15 protein-coding genes and 2 rRNA genes are annotated in these 24,301 nt (G+C 52.0%); 14 read left to right on the top strand and 3 right to left on the bottom strand.

The features are described from left to right. Positions 1–143 precede the first annotated feature (143 nt). The 11 genes from HV346_RS22035 to HV346_RS21985 all read left to right on the top strand — a co-directional run bounded on the left by HV346_RS22035 (position 144) and on the right by HV346_RS21985 (position 17,086). Positions 144–3,047 (top strand): 23S ribosomal RNA (locus HV346_RS22035). A gap of 93 nt (positions 3,048–3,140) precedes the next feature. After that, a 5S ribosomal RNA gene (rrf, locus tag HV346_RS22030) occupies positions 3,141–3,256 on the top strand. Positions 3,257–3,390: 134 nt separating this feature from the next. Next, positions 3,391–4,419, top strand: a complete 1,029-nt coding sequence (murB, locus tag HV346_RS22025) for a UDP-N-acetylmuramate dehydrogenase (RefSeq protein ID WP_181621330.1) — start codon at positions 3,391–3,393, stop codon at positions 4,417–4,419. Continuing rightward, positions 4,416–5,378, top strand: a complete 963-nt coding sequence (gene birA, locus HV346_RS22020) for a bifunctional biotin--[acetyl-CoA-carboxylase] ligase/biotin operon repressor BirA (protein ID WP_181621329.1) — start codon at positions 4,416–4,418, stop codon at positions 5,376–5,378. The genes murB and birA overlap by 4 nt, the downstream gene beginning before the upstream one ends. Positions 5,379–5,914: 536 nt before the next feature. After that, positions 5,915–6,427 (top strand): cellulose biosynthesis protein BcsO, encoded by a 513-nt coding sequence (locus HV346_RS22015; RefSeq protein ID WP_181621328.1) that lies wholly within the window; start codon positions 5,915–5,917, stop codon positions 6,425–6,427. Further along, positions 6,418–7,221 (top strand): cellulose biosynthesis protein BcsQ, encoded by an 804-nt coding sequence (gene bcsQ / locus HV346_RS22010; RefSeq protein WP_181621326.1) that lies wholly within the window; start codon positions 6,418–6,420, stop codon positions 7,219–7,221. The genes HV346_RS22015 and bcsQ (HV346_RS22010) overlap by 10 nt, the downstream gene beginning before the upstream one ends. An 18-nt stretch (positions 7,222–7,239) precedes the next feature. Continuing rightward, positions 7,240–9,345, top strand: a complete 2,106-nt coding sequence (gene bcsA, locus HV346_RS22005) for a UDP-forming cellulose synthase catalytic subunit (RefSeq protein WP_181621325.1) — start codon at positions 7,240–7,242, stop codon at positions 9,343–9,345. Then, entirely contained in the window at positions 9,342–11,636 is a 2,295-nt protein-coding gene (gene bcsB, locus HV346_RS22000) for a cellulose biosynthesis cyclic di-GMP-binding regulatory protein BcsB (protein WP_181621324.1), read from the top strand. The genes bcsA (HV346_RS22005) and bcsB overlap by 4 nt, the downstream gene beginning before the upstream one ends. 5 nt (positions 11,637–11,641) lie before the next feature. Continuing rightward, a complete protein-coding gene (locus HV346_RS21995; protein WP_249415158.1) occupies positions 11,642–15,607 on the top strand; it encodes a cellulose biosynthesis protein BcsC in 3,966 nt (1,321 codons plus the stop codon). Further along, positions 15,604–16,086, top strand: a complete 483-nt coding sequence (bcsD, locus tag HV346_RS21990) for a cellulose biosynthesis protein BcsD (RefSeq protein WP_249415157.1) — start codon at positions 15,604–15,606, stop codon at positions 16,084–16,086. The genes HV346_RS21995 and bcsD overlap by 4 nt, the downstream gene beginning before the upstream one ends. A 7-nt stretch (positions 16,087–16,093) precedes the next feature. Then, positions 16,094–17,086 carry a glycosyl hydrolase family 8 gene (locus tag HV346_RS21985; protein WP_181621321.1) on the top strand — a complete coding sequence of 331 codons (993 nt, stop codon included), beginning with the start codon at positions 16,094–16,096 and terminating at the stop codon, positions 17,084–17,086. A 48-nt stretch (positions 17,087–17,134) separates the two neighbouring features. On the opposite strand, the gene bcsG is transcribed toward HV346_RS21985, so the two are convergent. The 3 genes from bcsG to bcsE are packed head-to-tail and all read right to left on the bottom strand — an operon-like array spanning position 17,135 to position 20,560. Further along, complete coding sequence (bcsG, locus tag HV346_RS21980; protein WP_181621320.1) at positions 17,135–18,814, bottom strand: cellulose biosynthesis protein BcsG; 1,680 nt, start codon at positions 18,812–18,814, stop codon at positions 17,135–17,137. Continuing rightward, positions 18,807–19,004 carry a cellulose biosynthesis protein BcsF gene (gene bcsF, locus HV346_RS21975; protein WP_181623856.1) on the bottom strand — a complete coding sequence of 66 codons (198 nt, stop codon included), beginning with the start codon at positions 19,002–19,004 and terminating at the stop codon, positions 18,807–18,809. The genes bcsG and bcsF overlap by 8 nt, the downstream gene beginning before the upstream one ends. Beyond that, positions 18,998–20,560, bottom strand: a complete 1,563-nt coding sequence (gene bcsE, locus HV346_RS21970) for a cellulose biosynthesis c-di-GMP-binding protein BcsE (RefSeq protein ID WP_181621319.1) — start codon at positions 20,558–20,560, stop codon at positions 18,998–19,000. The genes bcsF and bcsE overlap by 7 nt, the downstream gene beginning before the upstream one ends. A 172-nt stretch (positions 20,561–20,732) precedes the next feature. On the opposite strand from bcsE, the gene bcsR reads away from it, so the two are divergent. The 3 genes from bcsR to bcsA (HV346_RS21955) are packed head-to-tail and all read left to right on the top strand — an operon-like array spanning position 20,733 to position 24,297. Continuing rightward, complete coding sequence (gene bcsR, locus HV346_RS21965) at positions 20,733–20,921, top strand: cellulose biosynthesis protein BcsR (RefSeq protein ID WP_181621317.1); 189 nt, start codon at positions 20,733–20,735, stop codon at positions 20,919–20,921. 11 nt (positions 20,922–20,932) lie between these two features. Further along, complete coding sequence (gene bcsQ, locus HV346_RS21960) at positions 20,933–21,685, top strand: cellulose biosynthesis protein BcsQ (protein ID WP_181621316.1); 753 nt, start codon at positions 20,933–20,935, stop codon at positions 21,683–21,685. Then, positions 21,682–24,297, top strand: a complete 2,616-nt coding sequence (gene bcsA / locus HV346_RS21955) for a UDP-forming cellulose synthase catalytic subunit (protein ID WP_181621314.1) — start codon at positions 21,682–21,684, stop codon at positions 24,295–24,297. Before bcsQ (HV346_RS21960) ends, bcsA (HV346_RS21955) begins: the two co-directional genes overlap by 4 nt. Positions 24,298–24,301: the final 4 nt, after the last annotated feature.

The following is a 24,301-nucleotide window of genomic DNA, read 5'->3' as shown; positions in this document are numbered from 1 at the left end:
CTCTTTAAAAATCTGGATCAAGCTGAAAATTGAAACGACACACTGTGTCTGTTCTCCGTAATAAGAACAGATGAAGGTGTGTTCGAGTCTCTCAAATTTTCGCAATTTGATGATGAATCGAAAGAAACATCTTCGGGTTGTGAGGTTAAGCGACTAAGCGTACACGGTGGATGCCCTGGCAGTCAGAGGCGATGAAGGACGTGCTAATCTGCGAAAAGCGTCGGCGAGGTGATATGAACCTTTGACCCGGCGATGTCCGAATGGGGAAACCCAGTGCAATTCGTTGCACTATCGTTAACTGAATACATAGGTTAACGAGGCGAACCGGGGGAACTGAAACATCTAAGTACCCCGAGGAAAAGAAATCAACCGAGATTCCCCCAGTAGCGGCGAGCGAACGGGGAGCAGCCCAGAGTCTGAATCAGCAGGTGTGTTAGTGGAACGGTCTGGAAAGTCCGGCGGTACAGGGTGATAGTCCCGTACACAAAAACGCATCTGGTGTGAACTCGAAGAGTAGGGCGGGACACGTGGTATCCTGTCTGAATATGGGGGGACCATCCTCCAAGGCTAAATACTCCTGACTGACCGATAGTGAACCAGTACCGTGAGGGAAAGGCGAAAAGAACCCCGGCGAGGGGAGTGAAAAAGAACCTGAAACCGTGTACGTACAAGCAGTGGGAGCCTCTTTATGGGGTGACTGCGTACCTTTTGTATAATGGGTCAGCGACTTATATTCTGTAGCAAGGTTAACCGAATAGGGGAGCCGAAGGGAAACCGAGTCTTAACTGGGCGTTAAGTTGCAGGGTATAGACCCGAAACCCGGTGATCTAGCCATGGGCAGGTTGAAGGTTGGGTAACACTAACTGGAGGACCGAACCGACTAATGTTGAAAAATTAGCGGATGACTTGTGGCTGGGGGTGAAAGGCCAATCAAACCGGGAGATAGCTGGTTCTCCCCGAAAGCTATTTAGGTAGCGCCTCGTGAACTCATCTTCGGGGGTAGAGCACTGTTTCGGCTAGGGGGCCATCCCGGCTTACCAACCCGATGCAAACTACGAATACCGAAGAATGTTATCACGGGAGACACACGGCGGGTGCTAACGTCCGTCGTGAAGAGGGAAACAACCCAGACCGCCAGCTAAGGTCCCAAAGTCATGGTTAAGTGGGAAACGATGTGGGAAGGCACAGACAGCCAGGATGTTGGCTTAGAAGCAGCCATCATTTAAAGAAAGCGTAATAGCTCACTGGTCGAGTCGGCCTGCGCGGAAGATGTAACGGGGCTAAACCATGCACCGAAGCTGCGGCAGCGACACTATGTGTTGTTGGGTAGGGGAGCGTTCTGTAAGCCGTTGAAGGTGTCCTGTGAGGGATGCTGGAGGTATCAGAAGTGCGAATGCTGACATAAGTAACGATAATGCGGGTGAAAAGCCCGCACGCCGGAAGACCAAGGGTTCCTGTCCAACGTTAATCGGGGCAGGGTGAGTCGACCCCTAAGGCGAGGCCGAAAGGCGTAGTCGATGGGAAACAGGTTAATATTCCTGTACTTGGTGTTACTGCGAAGGGGGGACGGAGAAGGCTATGTTAGCCGGGCGACGGTTGTCCCGGTTTAAGCATGTAGGCGGAGAGTTTAGGTAAATCCGGACTCTTTTAACGCTGAGGTGTGATGACGAGGCACTACGGTGCTGAAGTAACAAATGCCCTGCTTCCAGGAAAAGCCTCTAAGCATCAGGTAACACGAAATCGTACCCCAAACCGACACAGGTGGTCAGGTAGAGAATACCAAGGCGCTTGAGAGAACTCGGGTGAAGGAACTAGGCAAAATGGTGCCGTAACTTCGGGAGAAGGCACGCTGATATGTAGGTGAAGCCCCTGCGGGTGGAGCTGAAATCAGTCGAAGATACCAGCTGGCTGCAACTGTTTATTAAAAACACAGCACTGTGCAAACACGAAAGTGGACGTATACGGTGTGACGCCTGCCCGGTGCCGGAAGGTTAATTGATGGGGTCAGCGGCAACGCGAAGCTCTTGATCGAAGCCCCGGTAAACGGCGGCCGTAACTATAACGGTCCTAAGGTAGCGAAATTCCTTGTCGGGTAAGTTCCGACCTGCACGAATGGCGTAATGATGGCCAGGCTGTCTCCACCCGAGACTCAGTGAAATTGAACTCGCTGTGAAGATGCAGTGTACCCGCGGCAAGACGGAAAGACCCCGTGAACCTTTACTATAGCTTGACACTGAACACTGGTCCTTGATGTGTAGGATAGGTGGGAGGCTTTGAAGCGTGGACGCCAGTCTGCGTGGAGCCGCCCTTGAAATACCACCCTTTAATGGCTGGTGTTCTAACGTGGACCCGTGATCCGGGTTGCGGACAGTGTCTGGTGGGTAGTTTGACTGGGGCGGTCTCCTCCCAAAGAGTAACGGAGGAGCACGAAGGTTAGCTAATCCTGGTCGGACATCAGGAGGTTAGTGCAATGGCATAAGCTAGCTTGACTGCGAGAGTGACGGCTCGAGCAGGTGCGAAAGCAGGTCATAGTGATCCGGTGGTTCTGAATGGAAGGGCCATCGCTCAACGGATAAAAGGTACTCCGGGGATAACAGGCTGATACCGCCCAAGAGTTCATATCGACGGCGGTGTTTGGCACCTCGATGTCGGCTCATCACATCCTGGGGCTGAAGTAGGTCCCAAGGGTACGGCTGTTCGCCGTTTAAAGTGGTACGCGAGCTGGGTTTAGAACGTCGTGAGACAGTTCGGTCCCTATCTGCCGTGGGCGCTGGAGAATTGAGGGGGGCTGCTCCTAGTACGAGAGGACCGGAGTGGACGCATCACTGGTGTTCGGGTTGTCATGCCAATGGCATTGCCCGGTAGCTAAATGCGGAAGAGATAAGTGCTGAAAGCATCTAAGCACGAAACTTGCCCCGAGATGAGTTCTCCCTGACCCTTTAAGGGTCCTGAAGGAACGTTGAAGACTACGACGTTGATAGGTCGGGTGTGTAAGCGTAGCGATACGTTGAGCTAACCGATACTAATGAACCGTGAGGCTTAACCTTACAACGCCGAAGATGTTTTGGCGAAAGAGACATGATAATCAGCCTGATACAGATAATATTAGCCGGCGAAAGCGGGTTAATGAACAGAATTTGCCTGGCGGCTTTAGCGCGGTGGTCCCACCTGACCCCATGCCGAACTCAGAAGTGAAACGCCGTAGCGCCGATGGTAGTGTGGGGTCTCCCCATGTGAGAGTAGGGAACTGCCAGGCATCAAATAAGTGAAAAGGCCATCCGGAAGGATGGCCTTTTTGCGTTTCTACAATATCAGCATCTCCACAAACTAATCACCTATCCCCACGTATATACGGTAAACTATCCGGGTTTTTGCATCAGGATAGCGTTCATGAATCACTCCCTTAAGCCCTGGAATACCTTTGGCATTCAACGAAATGCTAATCAAATTGTTCGTGCTGAAAATGCCAAACAATTGCTCGACGCCTGGAAAACTGCAGCAGACAGCCATCAACCAGTCCTGATTCTGGGCGAAGGAAGTAATGTCCTGTTTCTCGATGATTTTGCGGGGACGGTGATCCTCAACCGTATCATGGGCATTGATATCGAAGAGAGCATGGATAGCTGGCATTTGCATGTTGGCGCTGGTGAAAACTGGCATAACCTGGTGCAATACTCGCTCGAAAAAGGCATGCCTGGCCTGGAAAATCTGGCACTTATACCTGGCTGCGTCGGCTCTTCCCCTATTCAAAATATCGGTGCTTATGGTATTGAACTTAAACATGTTTGTGAGTATGTCGATTGTATTGAACTAGCGACAGGTAAGGCCTTACGCCTGACGGCAGAGCAGTGCCGTTTTGGCTATCGCGACAGTATTTTCAAACATGAGTATCAGGATCGCTATGCGATTGTCTCGGTCGGTTTGCGCCTGGCAAAACAGTGGCTGCCAGTTCTGACCTACGGAGATTTAACCCGTCTTGATCCGCAAAATGTCTCTGCCCGGGAGATCTTTGATTCTGTTTGTCACATGCGAATGACTAAACTGCCTGATCCAAAAGTAAGTGGAAATGCGGGTAGTTTCTTTAAAAACCCTGTAATTAGCAGCGAAAATGCACAAGCGTTGCTGGCAGCCTGGCCTGGTGTCCCTCATTATCCGCAAGCCGATGGGAGTATTAAGCTCGCTGCCGGTTGGCTTATCGACCAGTGCCAGTTGAAGGGCGCCTCGAAGGGAGGGGCTGCAGTGCATTTTCAGCAGGCACTGGTTTTGATTAACCAACACGATGCAACCAGTGATGATGTCGTGCAGCTTGCACATCATGTTCGTCAGTGTGTTGGCGAGAAATTTAACGTCTGGCTGGAGCCAGAAGTCCGCTTCATTGGTCGCTCTGGTGAAGTGAATGCCGTGGAGACGATTGCGTGAAAGACAATACTGTTCCATTGACCCTGATTAGCATCCTCTCTGACGGCGAATTCCACTCTGGCGAGCAGCTAGGTGAACATCTGGGTATGAGCCGCGCAGCCATCAACAAACATATCCAGACTCTTCGCGATTGGGGTGTGGATGTGTTCACGATACCAGGGAAAGGATACAGCCTGCCAGAGCCCATTCAGCTGCTGGATGAAGCAGTGATTCGCAACCAAATTACAGAGGGAAAGGTTGCTGTATTGCCAGTAATCGACTCGACCAACCAATATCTCCTGGATCGTCTGGGTGAGCTGGAGTCTGGCGATGCTTGTGTGGCGGAATATCAGCAAGCCGGACGTGGCCGTCGGGGCCGCAAGTGGTTCTCGCCGTTTGGAGCAAACCTTTACCTCTCTATGTACTGGCGTCTTGAGCAGGGGCCGGCCGCTGCAATTGGCCTAAGCCTGGTCATTGGTATCATCATGGCGGAGGTGTTACACGACCTGGGAGCAGATCAGGTTCGTGTGAAATGGCCTAATGACCTTTATCTTCAGGATCGTAAACTGGCCGGTATTTTAGTCGAACTGACGGGAAAAACGGGTGATGCTGCACAGATCGTGATTGGTGCGGGTGTAAACCTGGTGATGCGTAATGTTCAGGCAGATGTTGTCAACCAAGCCTGGACCAATCTCCACGAAGCCGGTATTACTATCGATCGTAACACCCTTGCCATTCGCCTGATCAAAGAGCTGCGCAATTCGCTCTCTCTATTTGAACAGGATGGCCTTACGCCGTTTCTTTCTCGTTGGGAGAAACTCGATAACTTCATCAATCGGCCTGTGAAATTACTTATCGGCGATAAAGAGATCTACGGTGTTTCACGTGGGATTGACGCACAAGGCGCGCTGCTACTGGAGCAGGATGGCGTTATCAAGCCATGGGTGGGTGGTGAAATCTCACTGCGAAGTGCTGAATAACATCAGGGAGCCAATGGCTCCTTTTTTTTACCTGTTTGCACCATTTTTATCCTCCCTCCTGAAAAATAGTAGGCAAGAGATAATTTTAGTTAGAATAAAGAGTTAAGTTAGATTATTAAAAAGTAACGATGAAAAAGTATTTCCAAATATTTCTCTGAGTAACATTTTATTAAAGTAAGAATCATCCTAAATGGGTATAACCTCTGAGTCACGGGGTTATGTTAATACAATCATCTTGCAAAAGACGTTTAATCAAATGTTAAATCTTCCTGTTCTTTGTTTTTTGGTTATAAATACCTCCATATTTTTTGCGTTAAAAAACAGATAGCATGTGCATGGCTGATGTTTATGTTTTTGCTGAAAATAAGCAGCGTGGTAGTAAAACCGTAATTTATACACGCCAATAATATACGTACGTTAAAACCGTAACGTGACTGTGCACCTACACCTGAATAAATACATCTGTTGAACATTCGTGACCACATAAATCAAGTTGTGGTAGGTGCATTATTGTTTTGTAAATCATGAGTATAACTATGAATCATTATGATGATTTGCAGCGATTTAAGGATAAAACGCGTAGCCAGGCGCTCGATTTTAAGGATTTCTCTTCCCAGAATCAGGCGCAGGATCAGGGAAGCTGGGCCATTCTCAACCAGCTAAGTCCTGCCACTGAAGTCAATTCACTTGCCGCTGGCGGACATGTTTCGCTTCCTGTGCCGGAACTCGTCACGGAAGATACATTTGCGCTGAGTGAACTCACTCCAGTGCTGCAGGTTGCCGCTGTTGAGCTTAAACCCGTGGTTGTTTCTTCCATTCTGCAGGGGGTAGATGAACAGCTGACAGAGGTATCTCGACAAACGCCTGTTGCGGCCTCACCCGCGCCTTCTCCCTCCCGTCCCTATGTGCCTGAGCCAGTGCCTGCACCAGAGAAAACCTCTGTGGATTTCACTCGCCTGTTTGCACCGGCGACCAGTACGCCATCGCCTGCGGCTGAAAAAAACCAGCCATTGAATTCACTGCTGGAAAGGATCGCCACATGCCGTTAGTTTGCGTTTGCTCACCAAAAGGTGGGGTAGGTAAAACCACGATGACCGCTAACCTGGCGTATGCACTGGCACGCTCGGGAAGCAAAGTATTGGCACTGGATTTTGATGTGCAAAACGCATTGCGCCTGCATTTTGGGGTCCCTCTTTCGGATAGTCGTGGCTATGTTGCCAAAGCAGCAGAGTCTTCCGACTGGAGCCAGTTTGTATTGACCGCCGGGGGCAATATTTTTGTCCTGCCCTACGGTGATGCCTCCGAGGCGCAGCGCCTGGCATTTGAAGAACGCCTCACAAACGATGAACATTTTCTTACGCGCGGGCTGAGCACGCTGCTCAACTACCCTGGTTTGATCATTGTTGCTGATTTCCCTCCTGGTCCATCACCTGCGCTGAAAGCAATGTCACGCCTTGCCGATCTCCATCTGGTGACGTTACTGGCAGATACGGCCTCTCTTTCGCTGTTGCCGCAGATTGAAAACCAACGCCTGACGGGAAGTGTGCTGAATCAAAAAGCAGGGCACTACTTTGTGCTTAACCAGAGTGATAACCGCCGACAAATCAGCCGTGATGTGACGGCCTTCGTCGAGAATAAGCTTGGCGATAAGCTTCTGGGCGTGGTTCACCGCGATGAAAGTGTTGGTGAAGCAAATGCCTCCCAACAGTCTGTATTCGACTTTAGCCCGGCGTCAGCTGCCGCTTTCGACATTGAGCTTATTGCCAAAAAAGTCGCGGGCATCCTTGGGGTGAAAGTGGGTGACGGCACAGTTCACACCCTTCCACGCAGGTCGGGGTTCTAATTCCACGCAGGGCAACCTATGAAAAAGTTTCTCTTTATTTTGCTGTTACTGGCAATGGTTCCTGTCGCCTTGCTGATCATCATTACGCCGATGGATAGCCAAAAACAGTATATTTTTGGTTTTATTAGTATCGGTTTACTGTTCTTAATGGGATTCAGTAAAAGGCGCAGTATTTCAGTGATTATGGTCGTGATGTCACTCTTGATGTCGACCCGCTATATGTATTTCCGCCTGACACAGACGCTGCATTTTAATTCTGAAATTGAAACCATCCTGGGGATGGGGTTATTTCTGGCGGAAGTCTACGTTTGGGTACTTTTATTGCTGAACTACCTGCAAACTATCTGGCCGCTGAAACGTGAAATCGTGCCTTTGCCGGATGATATGTCGACATGGCCGACGGTCGATGTCTATATCCCAACCTATAACGAATCACTGGATGTTGTTCGTGATACGGTTCTTGCGGCGCAGTGTATCGATTATCCCCGTGACAAAATGAAGATCTACCTGCTGGATGATGGGAAGCGCCGCGAGTTTGCCGTCTTTGCGGCTGATGTCGGCGTTGGTTACATCACTCGTAATGACAACTCTCATGCGAAGGCCGGTAACCTTAACCATGCGATGAAACTCACTCAGGGTGAGTTAATTACGGTCTTCGACTGTGATCACGTGGCAACCCGCATTTTCTTGCAGGCAACGGTTGGTGGTTTCCTGAAAGATCCGAAGCTGGCGCTGGTGCAGACACCACACTATTTCTATTCGCCCGATCCGTTTGAGCGCAACCTCTCTGTTGGGCGCAACATTCCTAACGAAGGCACACTGTTCTACGGTCCGATTCAGCAGGGTAATGACAACTGGAACGCCACGTTCTTCTGCGGTTCCTGTGCGGTCATCCGCCGTAGCGCGCTGGAAGAGATTGGTGGCTTCGCGGTAGAAACGGTGACAGAAGATGCGCATACCGCACTGAAGATGCAGCGTCTCGGCTGGAAATCGGCCTTCCTGGATATCCCTCTGGCAGCAGGCCTTGCTACCGAACGTCTGGTTCTGCATGTGATTCAGCGTACGCGCTGGGCGCGCGGAATGACGCAGATTTTCCGTCTCGATAATCCGTTGTTTGGCCGCGGTCTGACCATCCAGCAGAGACTGTGTTATCTGAGCGCCATGCTCTATTACCAGTTTGCTTTGCCGCGCATTGCGTTCCTGACTGCGCCGCTGGCTTATCTGCTGTTTAACCTCAATATTATTCACTCGTCAGCGAGCCTGGTGTTTGCCTATGCATTGCCGCATCTCTTCCTGGCGATCTACCTGAACTCACGCATGAATGGCCGCTACCGTTACAGCTTCTGGGGTGAAATTTACGACCTGGTGCTGGCGTTCCATCTGGTGCTGCCGACTGCCGTTACGATGATTTTCCCTAAACGGGGTAAGTTTAATGTGACGGATAAAGGTGGGCTGCTCAATGTCGGCTACTTCGATTTCAGTGTGGTAAGGCCGCATTTGGTGATTGCCATCTTGCTGGGCATTGGCGTTATTGCCGGTATAGTTCGCGCGTTTGCGCATGACTATTATGGCGTTGATCCCCGTGTTATTGCGCTCAACGTTGGCTGGGGCTTGTATAGCCTGATCTTCCTGCTTGCCGCGATTGCCGTGGCTCGTGAAACGCGTCAGACGCGTAAAACGATCCGTATTGATGTCACCATTCCGGTGCTCATTCACTATGCGAGCGGTATCTCTTCCCGTAGTCAGACGGCTGACCTGTCGATGGGGGGATGCCGTATTGAGTTACCGGACGATCGTCATCTGACGGATGAAATCGAAGAGATTGAGCTGCTGCTGCAATCGGGTGCGATTAGCATTCCGGTGAAGGTAGTGGCAACGGACGAGCAATTTATCCGCCTGATGTTTGAAGACATTCCTCTTTCTCGACGTCGTGAACTGGTTCGAGTGGTACTGGCGCGTGCCGATGCCTGGATCCAGCCACCGAAACCGCAGGATAACCCGTTCCGTTCTCTGGCGACGATTGTACGCTGCGTATTTGATCTCTTCTGGCTGACGTGGAAAACGCGGCGGGAAAATCGGCGGGCACAGGCAAAAGTACAGGCACAGGAGGACGGCAACGCATGAAACGTCTGACTCAACTCACTTTGCTTGCCGCTTCACTTATCGCACTGCCGTTGCACAGTGAGGAAACCTCCGTTGCGTCGTTGTTGCCGGTAGAGATGCCAGCCCCGACGGGGCCTGTATCGTCGCCCCCTGCTGCAAGTTTTGTTCCCTCTACGGTGAACACGATAAGCGTTGCGCAGATGGGGCAGCCACAAGGCGTTACCCTGAGCGGTGGCCAGTTGCAAGGGGGAATGAACTTTACCCTGCCTGTTGATCAGGTGATCACCAATGCGCGGCTGTCGTTAAATTTAAAAGTCTCTCCGGCGATGGCTACGCGTAACGCGACTATGCAACTGATGCTCAATGGACAGCCATTAGGCACAGTGCCATTGGGTGCAGCGGATACGGATATTTCTCGCTTCCAGCTGGATATTCCGGCAGCGTTGCTCGTCTCCAGTAACAGCCTGAGCTTTAAAATTAACGACGGCGACGCCATGCAGTGTCAGCGCGATCTGTCAGATAAATACAGCGTGACGCTCCTGCCGGATTCCCGTTTTGAACTGGAAGGCCAGCAACTGGATATCGGTGCGGACTTAAGCCACTTCCCACGGCCCTTTTTCGATAGCATGCAGATGACGCCTGCCACCATTGCTTTTGCCTTTGGGCCAAAACTCAGCAGTGATGCGCTTGGTGCTGCCGCGTTAATCTCTTCCTGGTTGGGGATTCAGGCGGACTATCGCGGTGTCTCTTTTGCCGCGTTAAACGATACTCTGCCGGAGAAAAACGGCATCCTGATTGGTCATCCAGGCGATAAGATTGGTGGACTGGCATTGCCGCAAACCACCCAGCCTATGCTCAAAATCATCGATAACCCGGCGAACCCGGTTTACAAGCTTCTGCTGGTTGTCGGTAGCGATGAAGCGGCGTTGCGCACAGCGGCCTGGCGTTTAACGCGGGGTAACTTTGCGCTGCAAACCGACAGTATGGTGATCCCTTCTCAAACGATCCCGGCGAGCAAACCCTATGATGCACCGCGATGGATCCCAACCGATCGTCCTGTGAAGCTCTCTGAATTGATCCGTAAAGATCAAAGTTTAACAGTCACCGGTCTCTGGCATGCGCCACTGCGTGTTGCCTTCCGCGCAGCGCCTGACCTGTTCCTGTGGGACGGCGAAACGATCCCGCTGCATATTGGCTATCGCTTCCCGACGGAAAACTGGATTGATGAGAACCGTTCATGGCTGAGTATGACCATGAACGACACCTTCCTGCACAATCTCCCGGTGAACAAGCAAGGTGCACTGGAGACGCTGTGGCATAAGGTGGGCGGGGATGCGCGCCAGGAGAAGTTTGATATGCCGCTGGAGCCATACATGATTTATGGCGATAACCAGCTCTCGCTGTACTTCAACATTGTGGCAAAAGAGAATGCGCCATGTAGTGTGCTGTTAAATAACAACATTAAGAGCCGTATTGATGAAGATTCATGGATTGATTTGAGTCATACGCGTCACTTTTCGCTGTTGCCTAATCTCTCTTACTTTGTGGGTGCATCTTTCCCGTTCACGCGTTTAGCTGACTATTCACAAACGGTTCTGCTGCTGCCAGAACAGCCAACGGAAACCCAGGTCGCGACTCTGCTCGATATGGCCGCGCGTTCCGGTAATGCAACAGGCACAGCACTGTATAACAACCGTGTGGTGTTGGGTGTGCCGACGGCAGGGGCAAACCTCGAATTACTGCGAACACGTGATGTGCTGGCCGTAAGTGGTATGGCGCAGCATGACTTCAACCAGTCACTGTTGACGGGTTCTCCGTTTACCTCTCATGACAATACGCTGGGCGTCCGTACTCCCTCAACCTGGCAGAAACTGCAGCGCTGGGTCGCAGGTGACTGGACATCGGATGGCGTAGATGCGGATCGTTACTTCTCCTCGAATGAGGCCTGGCGTGGTTTTGTGAGCTTCCGCTCTGCCTGGAACAGCGATCGCGTCGTGGTTATGGCGCTTGGCAGTAACGACGAACAGCTTTCCAGATTGCATGACGACTTAACTTCCGCACGCATCAATGCCGGGATCCGTGGTGATGCTGCAATCATCACAAACGAAAACGGTGTTCGCAGTTTCCGTGTGGGGTCGCAATTCCCGAGTGGCGAGATGCCAGTGCAAATGATGATTGTCTGGTATGCCAACCAGCACTCGGCGCTGTTGGCCATCCTGGGTCTTATCACCAGTACATTGGCCGGTTTAGGGCTTTATGCCTGGCTGAAAAAGCGTGCGCGTAAGCGTTTGAACCCGGAGACGGAAAAGTGAAAAAAATAACAATTAAATCGGTGATTTGCCTTTCCGGTGTGCTGGCATTTGGCACTGCCGCGAATGCTGCGCAAAACGATGCAGCACTCAAGGCATTGTTCGACCAGGCGAACTACTGGCACGAAAAATCCCACGATGATCTGGCGAGTGAGTCACTCAAAAAAGTGCTGATGGTCGATGCCAATAATACTCAGGCGCTGTATCTGATGGCACTGTGGGCGCAGCAAAATGGTGATCTGCAGGAGGCGGCACAGTGGCGTGCGCGCCTGGCAAAAGTGTCACCGAATGATGCGGGTTTACAGTCGCTCGATAATGCCAAACAGATGACGCAAGTCCCGCAGGGAACCTTAACACTCGCACGTCAGCAGGCGCGTAGCGGGAATATTCCGGCGGCACTGGATACCTGGAAAACACTGTTCAATGGCGATACCCCGCCTGCGAGCCTCGCGCCAGAGTATTACCAGACCATGGGGAGCGATAAGTCTCTCTACCCGCGAGCGTTAGGCGAGTTGCAGCGTTTCGTGGCACAGAATCCACAGGACAATGCGGCGCGCGTCGCGCTGGGTAAAATGCTCACCTGGCGTGAAGAGACACGCCGTGACGGGATCATCCAGCTTCAGCAAATGGCAAGCGGTAGTAAAGATGCTGATGCCGGATTACGGCAGGCGCTGTTATGGCTTGGGCCGAAATCGGGTGATGAGCAGTTTTACGATACCTGGCTGCAGCGCCATCCGCAGGATAGCGAAGTGCAGGCCTATTACCGTAAAAATGTCGGTGGCGCCGCGAAGGGAGAAGGGTTTACCGCGCTGAATAGCGGCAATACCGATGCCGCGAAACGCCAGTTTGAACAGGTGCTGCAAACGAATCCGCAGGATGCCGATGCGCTGGCTGGTATGGGCTATATCGCTCAGCGTAAGGGGGATTATCAGGCAGCTGCTCAGTATCTTGGTCGTGCAGCCAGCCAGGGTGGGGAGGCTTCTGCCGAGCGCCAGACCCAGGCCGATGATGCTGCATTTTATGGACAGCTTGCTCAGGCTCAGCAGTCGCTGAAAGAGGGCAATATCAGCCAGGCGCTGGCGTTGTCTGCGCCTCTGGCACAACAAACGGGCGAGCGCGGTACGGCCGCTAAGCTGTTCCGTGCCGATGTTTTGCGTCATAACAAAGACTATCCGCAGGCGGAACAGATCCTGCGTGACATGGTGAACGAGCAGCCGCAGAACGGTGCGGCGCGTGAAAACCTCTATTATGTTCTGAAAGAGCAGGATAAGACTGCGGAAGCGCAGGCCATGTTGCGTACTTTGCCAGCCAGCCTCCAGGCGAAGCTTCAACCGCGAGTAGTCAGTGGCCTGCCTGGCGATCCGATTCGCCGTCAGGCCCAGCAGGCGGCAGATAGCGGAAATACGCCGCAGGCGATCGCCATCCTTCGTCAGGGTGTCGCACGTTTACCCGATGATCCCTGGTTGCGTCTCGACCTGGCGCGGTTGCTGCAAAAATCCGGGGCCGATAGCGAAGCGGCTTCAGTTATTCAGCCGGCATCGCGCCCTGGCGCAGGGGCGAGCTCATTGTATGCTGCCGCACTGTTTGCCAGTGAGAACGATGCGTGGCAGCAAGCACAAACGTTGCTTTCCCGCGTTTCACCTGGCAGCCAGACGCCACAAATGCGCGAGCTGTCACAGCGAGTAAATTACAACCTGCAAATGGCGACAGCGGAACGCTATCTGGCTCAGGGTAATTCTGTTGCCGCCGCAAACACTCTGAAAACCTTATCATCACGCCCACCAGAGAGCCCAGCCGATGCCGGAAAACTGGCAAAAATGCTGGCGCAAAGCGGTGATCTCACCGGTGCGGTTTCGGTTGTGCGTGGCAACATGAGCGATGGTGTGAAAGGGAATGCGGGTGACTATGCCGATCAGGTCGCGGTCCTTAATCAGGCAGGGTTGAACAGTGAAGCCCAGAGCTTCCTCTCCAGCCCGGAACTTCTGTCCCGTAGTACGCCAACGCAGCTGGCAGGCGTGCGTAACGGTTACGTTATTAACGAAGCGGATCAACTGCGAGAGCAGGGCAACTATGCCGCTGCGTATGACAAGTTGATTCGCGCGTTACAAAGTGATCCGCAGAATACCGACCTGATGTTTGCCATGGCACGTCTCTACCAGACCGGCAAAATGAATAAAGAAGCCGGGGTGGTTTATGACTACCTGATGACCCGCGATACGCCGGACCAGGATGCGCGCGTCGGCGCTATCGATGTTGCGCTGGCGGAAGATAATGTTGCGAAGGCAAAACAGCTTGCGAATGGCCTGCAAACTAACAACTCCCCACAACGTCTGCTGTTGTTGGCTCGTCTGGAAGAGGCGCAAGGTAATCACCAGCAAGCCATGACGTATCTGCGCAGCGCGCGCGGCAAGCTGGTGGGCCTGGAGTCCACCAACAGTGCAGCAACGCCGACAATGGGCGGCCTGCTGCTTGCAGATAACCCGTTTGTCAGTACCAGCCGCACGTCACAGGCCGTGGGAGCGACAACCTCCAGTGGAAACGCGTTGCCGTGGCAACTGGCTCAGACAGCACGTGAGCCAGGCTCAACGCTGCCTGGAACAACACGCACGGATTTACCGCAGGAAACGGCACAGAGCCGTACGCTGCGTCAGGTCGATGACATGATGCAGCAGATGGACGAGCAAACCGGTATGTGGTTGCAGGGTGGCGTAGAAGTGCGTGGGCGTGATGGTGAGTCGGGAACCAGTAAGCTGACGGAAGTCAAAGCGCCGCTGACCTGGTCCACCTCGCCGTTTGGCGAATCTCGCTTCGAGTTTACGGCTACGCCGGTGACGCTGAGCGCGGGCAGTTCGAGCGGGGACGCATGGCGTCGTTATGGTACGAATCCGCTGGCCAATGCAGTGAACAACGTCAGTACCGCTGTGAATGCAGCCCTTAATGATACCGTCAATGGCGCTCAATTCACCGATCTCAGTGCGTATAAAGATGCGGCAAACTTTACGCCATTCACGGAACCTGGCTATGCGCTTTTCGACCAATTGCTTACGTCAAATCGTCTGACTGAGTTAAGTCAGAGCACCTATAAGCCCAATTCCGGCAGCTCGATTTCAGACTCAACTGACTCGCAGAAAGCTAACGGTATAGAGCTGAATATGGCGTTAAGCGGTAAAGACTACAAACTGGATATCGGCAGTACGCCATTGGGCCAGGATCTCAGTACGCTGGTGGGTGGCGTGAAATGGTCACCAAAACTGACAGATTATCTGTCACTTATTCTGACGGGTGAGCGCCGCGCGGTCACCGACAGCTTGCTGTCTTACGTGGGTATGAAAGACAAATATTCCGGCGAGACGTGGGGACGGGTGACCAAAAATGGCGGCACGGCGCAGCTAAGCTATGACGATGGTGACGCCGGTTTCTACGTGGGTGGTGGGGGTTATAGCTATCTGGGTGAGAATGTTGCCAGCAATACCAGTATTAATGCGAATGCGGGCGTGTATGTGCGTCCATATCATGACGATTATCGCCAGGTTCAGACGGGGATCAGCATCGGCTGGATGGACTTCTCGAAGAACCTCAGTCAGTTCACGCTCGGACAAGGGGGCTACTTCAGCCCGCAAAACTACGTCAGCGTTTCTTTGCCGGTCGATTATTCGCAGAAGTTTGATAACTGGAAGCTGAATCTTGGGGGCTCCGTGGGTTATCAGTCCTACAGCCAGGACAGCAGTGACTACTTCCCGGACAGCCCGGAAGCCCAGAAGGCGTTAGAGACTCTGGCAAACCTTGGCTTTACTAAAGAGGCTCATTACAAGAGTACCTCTGAAAATGGTATTGGCTATACGGTTCGCGCTGGCGTGGACTACAACGTCAACAAAGACATGACCATTGGCGGCAAAGTCGGTTACGACACCTTTGGCAGTTATAACGAAAGTACGGCGGGGGTTTATTTCCGCTACATGCTGGGAGATAAATAATGACACAGAGTATGGATAATCCGGCACTGCTGGGCTGGTTTCGTGGACAGCAAACGCCAGAAGGCTGGTTTGATCTGCTGGCGTTAATGGTCGAAGGTATGGTGCGAAATGTGGGTGAACCTGAGAGCCAGCCGTTCCTGCGACAAATGGGGCACGCCCTTGCTGAACAGTTCCCGCTTCCACCGTCGGAAACCGTTGGTGAACTGGAGGCCAACATTAATGCCCGGCTTGCGCGTTTCGGCTGGGGCTGTGTGGATATAGACACGCATGAAACTGATCTGACGTTGCGTCATCAGGGGTTGCCGGTGAGCCGGATTGCCGATCAGCAAAACCGCTGGTGTCATGCCTTCTGTGCAATACTGGAGGGATTATATGCCCACTGGATGCAGGGGCAGGGCGGAAAAGCGCATGTGACGGTGAGTCGCGATCGTCTCTTTTCCATTTCGGACGTTCAGTTCCGTTACCACAATCCACAATGAGTTAATTATGCGAAAGTCCACATGTGCCGCGCTGGTGGTCATGGTGAGTGTACTGTTTTCTCCTTTCTCTCAGGCAGGCCAGGCCTGGGAGAGTTACAAGGCGCGTTTCTTTATGCCTGATGGCCGTATTGTCGATACTGGCAATGGCAGCGTTTCTCATACCGAAGGGCAAGGTTTTGCCATGCTGATGGCGGTAGAAAATGATGATAAAGCAACGTTTGACAAGCTGTGGCAGTGGACGAACAGTACGCTGAAGAACAAAGATAATGGGTTGTTTTACTGGCGTTATAACCCTGTAGAGGCAAACCCAATCACCGACAAAAACAACGCCACGGATGGTGATGTGATGATTGCGTGGGCGCTGTTAAAAGCGGATGCGCGTTGGCATGACAAACGCTATAGCACTGCCTCGGATGAGATTGCCAAAGCCCTTCTCACTCACAATGTGATTCGGTATGCAGGTTATCGAGTCATGTTGCCTGGTGCTAACGGGTTTAATCTCAACAGCGAAGTTGTGCTTAATCCCTCCTACTTTGTGTTCCCGGCATGGCAGGCGTTTGCCGATCGTAGCCATTTACAGGTATGGCGTGAACTGATTCAGGATGGACAGCGGTTGCTGGGAAAAATGGGCTCGGGTAAGGCGAATTTGCCGACGGACTGGGTTTCTCTTGATGCTGGTGGGAAGCTTACTCCGGCGAAAGCCTGGCCGCCGCGGATGAGTTACGATGCCATTCGTATTCCGTTGTATGTGCACTGGTTTAATCAACAAAGCCTGCTACTCACTCCATGGCGCTCCTGGTTTGGTCAGTTCAGCCGTGAAAAAACACCGGCGTGGGTAAACGTGACGACTAACGAATACGCACCTTACATGATGGAAGGGGGTCTGTTGGCGGTAAGGGATTTAACGATGGGGCAATCTCCCGGAGAACCTGACATTACCGCAAAGGACGACTACTACTCCGCAAGCCTTAAAATGCTGGTGTGGCTCTCAGAGCAATAGTATTGGACGGGACTGACCCTCTCCCCTGCGGGGAAAGGGTCAGTGTTGTTACTGCGGATACGGAACCCAATCGCCGCCATTCAGGCGAACATACGGTTTATTCTGGTACTGAATGACAACCGCATTGGCGTTTTCCGATACCTCTGCCGTTTTAGGAAGACCACTGGTCAGTTGATTCCAGTTCACACTGTCTTCGACGAAAAGCTTACCGTCTACTGCACGGGCGACCAGTTCAGAAATCGCCAGATAACTGCTTGGCTGAGTAATTTCGATAGGTGCACCCTGATGCGGCGCTTTCATACCGAAGAATTTAATGCCAGCAGGGACATTGGTAATAGACGGGCTTGGGATGTCTCTCAGTCCTGAAACCTGCATCCTGTCGCCTTTCAGCGCTCCACCATGTTCCGGTACAACCACCACCATCACTTTACGACCCGATTTTTCCAGTTCGGTGAAGAATGCATCCAGTTCATCAAACAACTTCTGCGCGCGAACTTTGTAATCTGCCGTTTTGCTTACGCCAGGATAGTGGTTGCCGTCATGCAGTGGCAGGGTGTTATAGAACGTTGCGCTGCGTGAATTCGTCTCTTTCTGGATGGTTTGTAACCAGCGTTGCAATACCGCGGTATCGTCATAGACCGGTGAACCGTCAAAGCCCAGCAACGAAACAGGTAAGCCAGTCTGCTCCATCAGCGGTGCTTGCATCCCACCATTTTCCCGCACTTCTTTCAGGAAGTTCCCAAATACGCCGTTATGGCCCAGCATCAGATGCTGTGTAAAGCCCAGTTTTGACAGGTTGTCGAACAAATAGCACTGGTTACCAGCAGGTTGATACAGATTCTTATGCGACGGCTGCCCACAGCTTGCACGTAGCAGACGAATCGCTGCCGGGCCGCTATACGATGTTGCCGAGTTGAAATCTTTAAACTGAATATCAAAGTGCGACCACAATGGATGTGACATCAATCCTGCGGCATCCACATCGGCCCACGAAAGAGAACAGATGTTAATGACCAGCAGTTCAAAGGGTTGAGCATCGGCTGGCAAAGCATCCGGGAATCGGGTCTGGCGTTTATCTTCAGCGGTATAGAAGCTGGAAAGCCAGGCATTCAGGTTTGTGGAGGTGGGGGGCGCAGTTTCTGCCGGAATATCGCCGACGACAGGCGTATCGCCCGCTGTGGCGACCGTCGAAGCGGCGCTACCGCCGGTGGTTGTGACCGTGGTGGCTGGTTCACTCGCCGGCCACAGAGAGAAGCCTGGGCCCGCCAGAGTGAGCACGTTAAGCCATATCATGATGGCGACGACGAATACTGTCACACGGAGCCACTGTGCCAGGAAAAGCCATGCAATCAACAGCACAAACACCGCACCAAGCATCTGCCAGTTAATAAAACGCTCGGCTAGATCGAGAAGGTAGTCAGCGCTGAATCCTGCAACTTGCGAGCCCTGGCTCATAATGCTGTCTGGCCCAGGAAGCCAGGTATCATGCCAGAACAGGCCAAAGCCAACGGGTATAGCAATCCAGTGACGTAAGCGATGCAGCCTGATATTCGGCAGCGGCATCAGCAAGAAGGCCATGAACACCAGGTTGAGCAGGGGATGGAAATTCAGATAGCCAGCCCACAGCAGACCAAACTTCACCAAAAAGTAGAAGTTCCAGCCGGAAAGGCCGCGCCAGTATTGCCAGAGCGGCGAAGGAGCTGAAGCAGTATAGGTCGAATTAGTCATTTTTTTGGTTTGCCTTGACGTGCGGAGCCCGTGTCAGTGTTCCGGCTGGTTTAACGTAGCGAGGTTTTGCAAACAGCAATCTGGCCGTATCACGGAGTCGGCGCATTGAATGGCGTGCATAGTAGCCAAGCGGGAAAAAAATGAGCGCACAAAGTACGATCAGTTGAATAATATCGCTGATATTCATGATGATGCGCTCTCCTCACTTTCTGGTAATAAGCGAAGCGGTTCAGGTATTCGACGCCAGACATGTCCATCATGCTGAGCATTGAGAATCGGTTTGAAATCGCTCGTTATAGGGAGCGGTTTGACCCATTGATCTGGCGTAAGGGTACGCATCTGCAAAAGTTCTGCGCTTATCAGGTTATCTTCGAACCAAATCATGCGGTTTGAGAAAATATCGCCAGTGGGCAAGGGGAAGATATGGTTAAGCGCGGTATCGAGGTCGTTGACCCGACAGAAAGACAAAAACAGCACCAGACGGTTATCACCGATGGTCATAATGTCACCTGTACGGTTCGGGCGGCACAGCGTAAGTGCTTGCTCAACACGAATACCCGGTACAGGGCGGAGCGCAACCATCACACCTTTTCCATCTGCAGGAAGCAGTGTGTTATTCATCATATTACTGACCGCATCGCAGAAGGTATCCCATTTCTGATACCCGCGCAGTTTCATCGGCTGCGTCATCGACAACAGCGTGGTGATGTCCTCCGGGACATGCCGATTAAACTGCTGGCCCTGAATACTTTCAATCAGCGTCAGACAACGTGAAAGTGGGGCGTTCCACGGAATAACCATACTCGCACCGCAACCCAGCAGCAGGCGCTCATCAGTTGCGCGCAGGCTGGTGTGATTTTCGCGTACCACGATTTTTAATGCGCTACCACGCTGACGGCGGAGGGTGTGGATTTGTTTGGCCAGCGTTTCTATTTGGTTGTTTTGCGTTAATGAGAAAACAATAGTGGCGGCCTGAGTGGTGCGCGCCTCATTAAACATGGCTTCATTTGTTTCGTAGAGCGACCAATATTCAGAAAGTGCTGGTGCACCTTCTAATACATCAATTTGGCTCAGTATGCGTTTTTCATCACTACGTGGCTGCACAACGGTTTCTTCTTGTTGAGCGAGATGCCATTCACCTTCAATATTTTTCAGATCAAGCTGCTGTCTGGCGCTGACGCCTTTTTCATTGCACCAGAATGCAATATCGTAAAGATAGCTATCAGTCTCGTAGCGGATACTCGCCAGACCGAAAAGGGACCGATATTCACCCATTAAAAATGAGAACTGTTTATCATTATTATTGCCCGGGTTGATAACCAGAAGCGTGCAATTTTGATTCCGCGCCCATTTATTGATTTTTTCTAACCAGCGTCGCAAATTTTCAGCGGATATATTCTGCCAGGTATTCGTTGCGCACTTTAGCACCACTAAATAGTGATCGGGATCAATGCTACACTGAATATCACGGGGCAAAAAGTATAGACTATTTGCTTCGTTTGGCATGGAAAAAAGTCGCACCTTTTTTGGTCCGTGTTGACTATCGAGTTTGATGGTTTTTTTGGGCTCTTCACCCATCGTTACGACAGCCACACGCGCATCCTGATCTTGTGCTGCAATCGTTTGATTTACCAGGCTTAAGGCGTCTTCATTGCGGTCCGTATTAATCCACCAGACTCCCCCGACTGGCATGTGGCGCAATTCGTCCCATAATGACTGGATGCCAATAGAAAATATGGAGTCCACGGTGTCCCTCTTTTCGTCTAATTTATCTGTATCTCAGTTTACTAGCGAAAGCGTAGAAATAAACCTAACATTGAAATTAAAGAACATCAGATTTAGCATGTAAATGAAATTTCGTGGCAGGATGCCTTGCTGGATCTGGTTGTATGATTTTACTCAAAGGGAAGAGACATAAATGCATAATAATGAATCCGGCACGCCGGTCGACTCTAGCCTGGGTTACACTTTCCAAAACGATTTTCTGGCGCTGACGCGGGCTTTTTCATTGCCTGAAATAGATTACACCGATATTTCCCAGCGCGAACAGTTGGCGGCGGCTATTAAACGCTGGCCATTATTAGCCGAATTTGCCCAACAACAATAAGGGAGCCATTGATGGCCGTACTAGGATTACAGGGCGTCCGTGGTGGAGTGGGTACAACATCCGTTACTGCGGCGCTGGCGTGGTCATTACAAATATTAGGCGAATCGGTGCTGGTTATTGATGCATGCCCCGATAATTTGCTGCGCATGTCTTTCAACGTAGATTTTGATAACGCTAACGGCTGGGCTCGTGCACTTTTGGATGGTCAAGACTGGCGAGATGCGGGATTACGCTACACTTCTCAGCTCGACGTGCTGCCTTTTGGTCAACTGACCGCCAATGAACGTGAAAATCCTGACGCTTATCAGCAACCGCTGGCGGCGTTTAGCAACGCGCTGCAACAGCTGAAAGAAAAAAGCCATTACCAGTGGATATTACTGGATCTTCCCCACGGCTATACAACGCTCACCCGCCAATTGATTGATCAATGTGACCGCATGCTCACCATCGTCAATGCGGATGCAAATTGTCACATCCGTCTGCATCAGCAGGCTCTGCCTGCGGATGCCCATATTCTGATTAACGACTTACGTCTAAACAGTCAGATTCAGGATGATCTCTATCAGATATGGCTACAAAGCCAGCGTCGTTTGTTGCCGATGGTGATTCATCGTGATGAAGGAATGGCAGAGTGTCTCGCTTCCAAACAGCCGCTCGGTGAATACCGTAGCGATGCACTGGCGGCGGAAGAGATCCTTACGCTGGCCAACTGGTGTTTACTGCAGTATGCGAATCGTCCTGCATCTGCCGGGAGTTCTGTATGAGTCGTCTGTCCAGCTGGTTACTCATCCCGCCAGTCAGCGCGCGTTTAAGCGAGCATTACCGGCATTACCGTCGGCATGGTGCGTCATCGCTGAGTGCTGCGCTGGGTTGTTTATGGATGATCCTGGCCTGGATATTTATTCCGCTTGAACATCCGCGCTGGCAACGTATTCGTGCACAGCACCGTGAGTTTTATCCGCATATCAACCCTGATAAACCTCGGCCATTAGATCCCGCACGCTATGCCATTCAGGCTGTGTGGCTTGTTGCAACAGCGGAAAAACATGAAAAAAAGAGTCCACGCTGGCACGGCTTCGAGCGTGCTCAGCATCTTCGTGGGCGTTACCATCAATGGCTGGATAATCTGCCCGGTCGCGTCAGCGACCAGACCAGCCATCTTGATGACCATAAAGAACTCGGGCATCTCCATCCGGGGCTTAGGCGTTTTATCCTCGGCGTGATCGTGGTGTTCTCACTCATTCTGGCGCTGGTCTGTATCACGCAGCCCTTTAACCCGCTGGCGCAGTTTATCTTCCTGATCCTGCTTTGGGGTGTGGCGTTGCTGGTTCGCCGAATTCCAGGCCGTTTCTCAGCGCTGATGCTGATTGTGCTGTCGCTGACGGTCTCTTGCCGCTACATCTGGTGGCGTTATACCTCGACGCTGAACTGGGATGATCCGGTAAGCCTGGTGTGTGGGCTGGTGCTGCTATTTGCGGAAACTTACGCATGGATTGTGTTAGTTCTGGGCTATTTCCAGGTCATTTGGCCGTTGAATCGCCAGCCGGTTCCGTTGCCAAAGGATACCTCTCTGTGGCCGACAGTTGATCTTTTTGTCCCTACGTACAACGAAGATCTGACTGTGGTGAAAAACACCATTTATGCTGCGCTGGGTATCGACTGGCCAAAAGACAAGCTCAAAATCTGGATCCTTGATGATGGTGGCCGCGAAGAATTTCAACATTTTGCGAAAGATGTCGGGGTGGAGTATATCGCTCGTACCACGCACGAGCATGCGAAAGCCGGGAACATAAATAATGCGCTGAAGTATGCCAAAGGGGAGTTTGTCTCCATCTTTGACTGCGACCACGTTCCCACCCGTTCGTTCCTGCAAATGACGATGGGGTGGTTCCTGAAAGAGAAGCAACTGGCGATGATGCAGACGCCGCACCACTTCTTCTCTCCGGATCCGTTTGAACGTAATCTGGGCCGTTTTCGCAAGACCCCTAACGAAGGGACACTATTCTACGGTTTGGTACAGGATGGGAACGACATGTGGGATGCCACATTCTTCTGCGGTTCCTGTGCGGTTATTCGCCGTAAACCCCTGGATGAGATTGGCGGTATCGCCGTAGAAACGGTGACAGAAGATGCCCATACGTCGCTGCGCTTACACCGTCGAGGTTATACCTCCGCCTATATGCGTATCCCTCAGGCCGCAGGGCTGGCGACGGAATCCCTCTCAGCGCACATTGGCCAGCGTATTCGCTGGGCGCGCGGCATGGTGCAGATTTTCCGTCTTGATAACCCGTTATTTGGTAAAGGGCTGAAGATGGCGCAGCGCTTGTGTTACGTCAACGCCATGTTCCACTTTTTGTCCGGTATTCCACGACTGATCTTCCTGACTGCGCCGCTGGCATTCTTGCTGCTTCACGCTTACATCATCTTTGCTCCGGCACTGATGATTGCGTTGTTTGTCTTGCCTCACATGATCCATGCCAGCCTGACGAACTCGAAGATTCAGGGTAAATATCGTCATTCATTCTGGAGTGAAATCTACGAAACCGTGTTGGCCTGGTATATCGCGCCACCGACAATGGTTGCGTTGATTAACCCGCATAAAGGGAAATTCAACGTCACCGCCAAAGGTGGGCTGGTGGAAGAGGAGTACGTCGACTGGGTTATCTCTCGTCCGTATATCTTCCTGGTGCTGCTCAATATTGTCGGCGTGATTGTGGGTATCTGGCGCTACTTCTATGGACCGGAAAACGAAGTCCTGACCGTCTTCGTGAGTATGGCGTGGGTATTCTACAACCTGATTATCCTGGGTGGCGCGGTGGCGGTATCGGTAGAAAGCAAACAGGTGCGCCGTGCGCATCGTGTTGAGATCAGCATGCCTGCGGCAATTGCCCGCGAAGATGGCCATCTCTTCTCCTGTACCGTGCATGACTTTTCTGACGGCGGTTTGGGGATCAAGATCAATGGTCAGGCGAAAGTGCTGGAAGGGCAGAAAGTAAACCTGCTGCTCAAACGCGGTCAGCAGGAGTATGTCTTCCCGACGCAAGTCGTGCGTGTGTCAGGTAATGAAGTCGGTCTGCAACTTATGCCGCTGACCAAAAAGCAACATATTGATTTTGTGCAATGTACGTTTGCCCGCGCGGATACGTGGGCTCTCTGGCAGGACAGCTTCCCGGAAGATAAACCACTGGAAAGCCTGCTGGATATTCTGAAGCTGGGGTTCCGTGGCTATCGTCACCTTGCAGAATTTGCCCCGTCGTCTGTGAAATTAATTTTCCGGTCACTTACCTCGCTGATTTCCTGGGTTGTATCGTTTATTCCTCGTCGACCTGAACGGGATGAAACGAAGCAATCAGACCCGGTTATGGCTCAACAATGATGAT

It is taken from the genome of Enterobacter sp. RHBSTW-00994 (assembly GCF_013782625.1).
GTDB lineage: Bacteria > Pseudomonadota > Gammaproteobacteria > Enterobacterales > Enterobacteriaceae > Enterobacter.
This window is presented reverse-complemented; position numbering and strand designations above follow the sequence as displayed.